Genomic DNA, 5,950 nt, shown 5'->3' with positions numbered 1-5,950 from the left:
GCCAGCGCCCGCAGCGCCGCGTGCGCCTCCCGCATCCGCTCCCTGGCCGCTCCCGCCTGCGCCACCTCCGCCGCCTGCGCGGCCCCCGCGCCGGTCCGGGGCTCCGCCCGCACCGCGTCCAGCAGCCCCCGGGCCTCCTCCCGCGCCACCAGGGCCTGCTCCACGTCCCGCGCCGCCTCGACGGCCGCGCGCAGCATGCGGTCGCCCAGCGGCTGGGCGGTGCGCAGGGCGCCGTACAGCACCCCCCGCACCCGCCGCCGTACGACGACGGGGACGGCGAGCACGGACCGCAGCCCCTCCACGGCGACCGGCGCGTCGTACTCGTGACTGATCTGCCGGGACGCCGAGTAGTCGGTCACGGCGCACGGCCGGCCCAGGGCCACCGCCTTGCCGCCCAGCCCGCTGCCGGAGGTCACCGCGAGGGCGCTGAGCGCCGGGGTGCGGGTCCCGGTCAGCTCCGTGATGCGCATCCGCGGCCGGCCCGCCTCCACCAGGCCGCCGAAGGCCACCGGCAGGCCGGTCGTCCGGCGCAGCCGCAGCAGCGCGCCCCGGATGACCGCCGTGTCCACCGCGCCCGTCGTGTCCGCTCGCACGTGCTCGCCCTTTCCTGGCCGCGCCCTCCCGGCGCGCACCCCCGTTAGGGGGTAGTGAGACCTGCATCACGGATTACACGATGTCCGGGAGCCGCCCGGCAACGGTCCGGACAGAGGGAGAACGAATGACGACGGCGACCGAGGACTTCCGCCAGGCGCGGGACTTCCTGCTGGCACACCGTGAGGACTACGGCACGGCCTACGACGGCTTCGTCTGGCCCCGCCCCCAGCACTTCAACTGGGCACTCGACTGGTTCGACGTCATCGCGGACGGCAACGACCGCACCGCGCTGCACATCGTCGAGGAGGACGGCGCCGAGACCCGGCTGAGCTTCGCCGAACTCTCCGACCGCTCCGACCGGGTCGCGAACTGGCTGCGCGCCCGCGGCGTCACCGCGGGCGACCGCGTCCTCGTCATGCTCGGCAACCAGGCCGAACTGTGGGAGACCGCGCTGGCCGCGATGAAGCTGCGCGCCGTCGTCATCCCCGCCACGCCGCTGCTGGGCGCCGCCGACCTGCGCGACCGCGTCGACCGGGGCCGCGTCCGGCACGCGATCGTGCGCGCCGCCGACACCGGCAAGTTCGACGAGGTGCCGGGCGACTACACCCGCATCGCCGTGGGCGGCGCTCCGACCGGGACCCCGGCCGGGTCCTGGCTGCCGTACGAGGAGGCGTACACGGCACCGGCCGGCTTCACCCCCGACGGCCCGACCCGCGCCGACGACCCGCTGATGCTGTACTTCACCTCCGGGACGACCGCCCGCCCCAAACTGGTCGAGCACACCCACACCTCGTACCCCGTCGGGCATCTGGCCACCATGTACTGGATCGGCCTCGAACCCGGCGACGTCCACCTGAACATCTCCTCGCCCGGCTGGGCCAAGCACGCCTGGTCCAACCTCTTCGCCCCCTGGAACGCCGAGGCGACCGTCTTCCTCCTGAACTACACCCGCTTCGACGCCGCCCGGCTGATGGCCGAGATGGACCGCGTAGGCGTCACCACCTTCTGCGCCCCGCCCACCGTCTGGCGCATGCTCATCCAGGCGGACCTGGGCGCGCTGCGCACCCGCCCCCGCGAGGCCGTCGCCGCCGGCGAGCCGCTGAACCCCGAGGTCATCGAGCAGGTCCGGCGCGCCTGGGGCGTCACCATCCGGGACGGCTTCGGCCAGACCGAGACCGCCGTGCAGGTCGCCAACACCCCGGGGCAGCCGCTGAAGACCGGCTCCATGGGCCGCCCCAGCCCCGGCTACCGCGTCGAACTCCTCGACCCCGTCACCGGCGCCCCCGGTGCCACCGAGGGCGAGATCGCCCTGGACCTCGCGCAGCGGCCGGTCGGCCTGATGACCGGCTACCACGGCGACCCCGAGCGCACGGCGGAGGCGATGGCCGGCGGCTACTACCGCACCGGCGACGTCGCCGCACGCGACGAGGACGGATATCTGACCTACATCGGGCGAAGCGATGACGTCTTCAAGGCGTCCGACTACAAGATCAGCCCCTTCGAGCTGGAGAGCGCCCTGCTGGAGCACGAGGCCGTCGCCGAGGCGGCCGTCGTGCCCGCCCCCGACGCGCTGCGCCTCGCCGTCCCCAAGGCGTACGTCGTCCTCGCGGACGGCTGGACCCCCGGCCCCGACACCGCCAAGGTCCTCTTCGAGCACTCCCGCGAGGTCCTCGCGCCGTACAAGCGCATCCGCCGCCTGGAGTTCGCCGACCTGCCCAAGACGGTCTCCGGCAAGATCCGCCGCGTGGAACTGCGCCAGGCCACCGCGGCCGGCTCGGACGCCGAGTACCGCGAGGAGGACTTCCGGTGAACTCGTACAGCCACGGCGCGAGCGAGATCCCGCTCCTCGGCGACACCATCGGCGCCGACCTCGACCGCGCGGTCGCCGCCTGGCCGGACCGGGAGGCACTGGTCGACGTCCCCTCCGGCCGCCGCTGGACCTACGCCGCGTTCGCCTCGGACGTCGACGACCTGGCGCGCGCCCTGCTCGCCGCCGGGGTCGCCAAGGGCGACCGGGTCGGCATCTGGGCGGTCAACTGCCCCGAGTGGGTCCTCGTCCAGTACGCCACCGCGCGGATCGGCGCGATCATGGTGAACATCAACCCGGCCTACCGCACCCACGAGGTCGCCTACGTCCTGAGACAGGCGGGCGTCTCCGTCCTCTTCGCCTCCCTCCGGCACAAGACCAGCGACTACCGGGCGATGACCGGACAGGTGCGCGGAGAGTGCCCGCAGCTGCGCGAGGTCGTGTACATCGGCGACCCGAGCTGGGACGCGCTGCTGAGCCGGGCGGGCGGGGCGGGCGGGGCGGAACCGTTCCCGGAACTGTCCTGCGACGACCCCATCAACATCCAGTACACCTCGGGCACGACCGGCTTCCCGAAAGGCGCCACCCTCTCCCACCACAACATCCTCAACAACGGCTACTTCGTGGGCGAGTCGATCGGCTACACGGAACAGGACCGCGTCTGCGTCCCCGTTCCGTTCTACCACTGCTTCGGCATGGTCATGGGCAACCTGGCGGCCACCTCCCACGGCGCCTGCATCGTCATCCCCGCCCCGTCCTTCGACCCGAAGGCCACTCTGGAAGCGGTCCAGCGGGAGCGCTGCACCTCGCTGTACGGCGTCCCGACGATGTTCATCGCCGAGCTGAACCTGCCGGACTTCCCCTCCTACGACCTCTCCTCGCTGCGCACCGGCATCATGGCGGGCTCGCCCTGCCCCGTGGAGGTGATGAAGCGGGTCGTCGCCGAGATGCACATGGAGCAGGTCTCCATCTGCTACGGCATGACCGAGACGTCCCCCGTCTCGCTCCAGACCCGCATGGACGACGACCTGGAGCACCGCACCGCCACGGTCGGCCGGGTCCTGCCGCACATCGAGGTCAAGATCATCGACCCGGCGACGGGCGTGACCCGGCCACGCGGAACCGCGGGCGAGCTGTGCACCCGCGGCTACAGCGTGATGCTCGGCTACTGGAACCAGCCCGAGAAGACCGCCGAGGCCGTCGACGCGGGCCGCTGGATGCACACCGGCGACCTCGCCGTGATGCGCGAGGACGGCTACGTCGAGATCGTCGGCCGCATCAAGGACATGATCATCAGAGGCGGCGAGAACATCTACCCGCGCGAGATCGAGGAGTTCCTGCACGCCCACCCGAAGATCGCCGACGTCCAGGTCGTCGGGGTACCGCACGAACGCTACGGCGAGGAGGTGCTGGCCTGCGTCATCCCGCACGACCCCGCCGCACCCCTGACCCTGGAGGAACTGTGGGAGTTCTGCGACGGCCGACTGGCGCACTACAAGATCCCCAGCAAGCTGCGGATCCTCGACTCCTTCCCGATGACGGTGTCCGGAAAGGTGCGGAAGGTGGAGCTGCGGGAGCGCTACGGGGCCTGAAGGGCCGCCCGGGCGTTCGATCACAGGGGTCAGGGCCCGTAAGATCGGACGCCCTTGGGGGTGAAGGATGGTCAAACGGCGGCCCGTTGCGACGCCCACGCTGGAGGAGGTGGCCGCGCTCGCCGGTGTCGGGCGGGGCACGGTCTCCCGCGTCATCAACAACGAGGCGGGCGTCAAGGAATCGACCCGCCGCGCCGTACAGCGGGCCATCGCCGAACTCGGCTATGTGCCCAACCTGGCGGCGCGCTCACTGGCCGGACGGCGCGCCGACGCCGTGGCGCTGGTGATGACCGAGCGGGACTGGCGGCTGTTCGGCGAGCCGTTCTTCTCCGAGACCGTCCGCTCCGTCGGCGACGCCCTCACCGACACCTCCGTCCAGCTGCTGCTCACCCTGGTCCGCACGGACGCCGAACGGCAGCGGTTCCTCGAGTACGCGCGCGGCGGCCGGGTCGACGGCGTCCTGCTGATGTCCGTGCGCGCCGAGGACCGGCTGCCCGACATGCTCGCCGACGCCGGCCTGCCCACCGTGCTGCTCGGGCGCCGCTCCGGCGACGAGCAGGTCACCTCCGTCGACGCGGACAATGTCGGCGGCGCCCGCGAGGCCGTCGCCCACCTGGTGCGCGGCGGCCGGCGCTCCATCGCCACCATCACCGGGCCGCTCGACATGTACGTCGCCCAGTGCCGGCTGCGCGGCTACCGCCAGGCCCTCGCCGACGCCGGGCTGCCCACCGACCCGTCCTGGACCGTCGAGGGCGACTTCACCGAGGCGAGCGGACGCCGGGCCATGACCGAACTCCTCGACCGGCACCCGGACGTCGACGCGGTCCTCGCCGCCTCCGACACCATGGCCGCCGCGGCCCTCTCCGTCCTGCGCGCCGCGGGCCGCCGCGTCCCCGACGACGTGGCCGTCATCGGCTTCGACGACTTCCACCTCGCCCAGCACACCGACCCGCCCCTGACCACTGTCCGCCAGCCCCTGGAGGAGATCGGCCGCACCATGGTCCGCCTCCTGCTGGAGGAGATGGAACAGCCGGAAGTCGCCTGGCGGCACGTGATGCTGCGCACGCGGCTGGTGGTCCGGGAGTCGGCGTGACCCGCCCGGAGGAGGCCGCCGAACCCGCCGAGCGTGTACTGCTCGTCGAGAGCCGCGCCGACAGGACCGCCCTCGCCGCCTTCGGCCAAGGCCTCCCCGAATGCTCCGCCGGCGAGGTCGCCCTCTTCATCTCCTACAACTACGCGGACGTGCCCGTCGGAAGGCGCTACGACTGCTGCTTCCGGCGCTCCGACGAAGCCGACGTCACCTGGGTGACGACGACGGTCGTCGCGGTGACCCAGCAGTTCCGCCACCCCTGGGACACCATCCCCCACGGCTGGAAGACCCTGACCGTCCTGAGGTTCGAACCCGAGATCCCCGCCCTCATCCGCGACCTCCCGGAGGCCGCGTGCTGGTTCGACCAGCGGATCTCCGTGTATGTCTCGGACAGGGCGACCTGGGAGGCGCGAGGAGGGACGGGGGCCGCGAGATGAACGGTCCGAGGAGTCGGCCTCTGCGTCCTGGCTTCCACTCGCGGTCGAGCGGCCCGGGGACGACGGGGCCCGACATGTACCGAGTGCCCCCCACGGGCGTGGAAGGCCTTCCCCGCCCCGCAGGTTGGCCGCCCACTTGTCTCCTGGGTGTGCTTCACCGGTCGCTCCTCCTCGGTGGCAGGGGCTAGGCCGTGTCCGCAAAGTCCCGTCTGCCCCGCGACGCCTGACACGCACTCTCGCCGCGCCGGGCGAAGCCCCAAGTACATCCAGTACGAGGGACTCCGCCCGGCGCGCCGAGAGCACGCACCAGACGCCGCGGGGCCCGCCCTTCGGGCGGACGACGGGACTTTGCGGACACGACCTAGGGAGTTCGGCCCGGCCGTCGGGATGCGTCGGTCAGGCCCTCGACCGGGTGCCGCTTCGACGGAGG

Annotated in this window: 5 protein-coding genes; 4 read left to right on the top strand and 1 reads right to left on the bottom strand. The window is 72.6% G+C overall.

Features of this window, described 5'->3' with window-relative positions:
• Positions 1-593, bottom strand: a 593-nt coding sequence (locus CCN42_RS31445; RefSeq protein WP_086740705.1) for a GAF domain-containing protein, incomplete at its 3' end; no start/stop codon positions are given.
• 125 nt (positions 594-718) lie between these two features.
• Between CCN42_RS31445 and CCN42_RS31440 the strand changes: the two genes are divergently transcribed.
• The 4 genes from CCN42_RS31440 to CCN42_RS31425 all read left to right on the top strand — a co-directional run bounded on the left by CCN42_RS31440 (position 719) and on the right by CCN42_RS31425 (position 5,520).
• Positions 719-2,404: an AMP-binding protein gene (locus tag CCN42_RS31440; protein ID WP_086740704.1), complete on the top strand. Its 1,686-nt coding sequence runs from the start codon at positions 719-721 to the stop codon at positions 2,402-2,404.
• Positions 2,401-3,993, top strand: coding sequence for an AMP-binding protein (locus CCN42_RS31435; protein WP_086740702.1), 1,593 nt, complete (start codon positions 2,401-2,403; stop codon positions 3,991-3,993). Before CCN42_RS31440 ends, CCN42_RS31435 begins: the two co-directional genes overlap by 4 nt.
• A 67-nt stretch (positions 3,994-4,060) precedes the next feature.
• Positions 4,061-5,086 carry a LacI family DNA-binding transcriptional regulator gene (locus CCN42_RS31430; protein WP_086740701.1) on the top strand — a complete coding sequence of 342 codons (1,026 nt, stop codon included), beginning with the start codon at positions 4,061-4,063 and terminating at the stop codon, positions 5,084-5,086.
• The gene (locus tag CCN42_RS31425; protein WP_086740699.1) at positions 5,083-5,520 is read left to right on the top strand and encodes a hypothetical protein; all 438 of its coding nucleotides are present in this window, start codon (positions 5,083-5,085) and stop codon (positions 5,518-5,520) included. The genes CCN42_RS31430 and CCN42_RS31425 overlap by 4 nt, the downstream gene beginning before the upstream one ends.
• Positions 5,521-5,950 lie beyond the last annotated feature (430 nt).

The organism is Streptomyces glaucescens (genome assembly GCF_002154375.1).
Classification (GTDB): domain Bacteria; phylum Actinomycetota; class Actinomycetes; order Streptomycetales; family Streptomycetaceae; genus Streptomyces; species Streptomyces glaucescens.
This window is presented reverse-complemented; position numbering and strand designations above follow the sequence as displayed.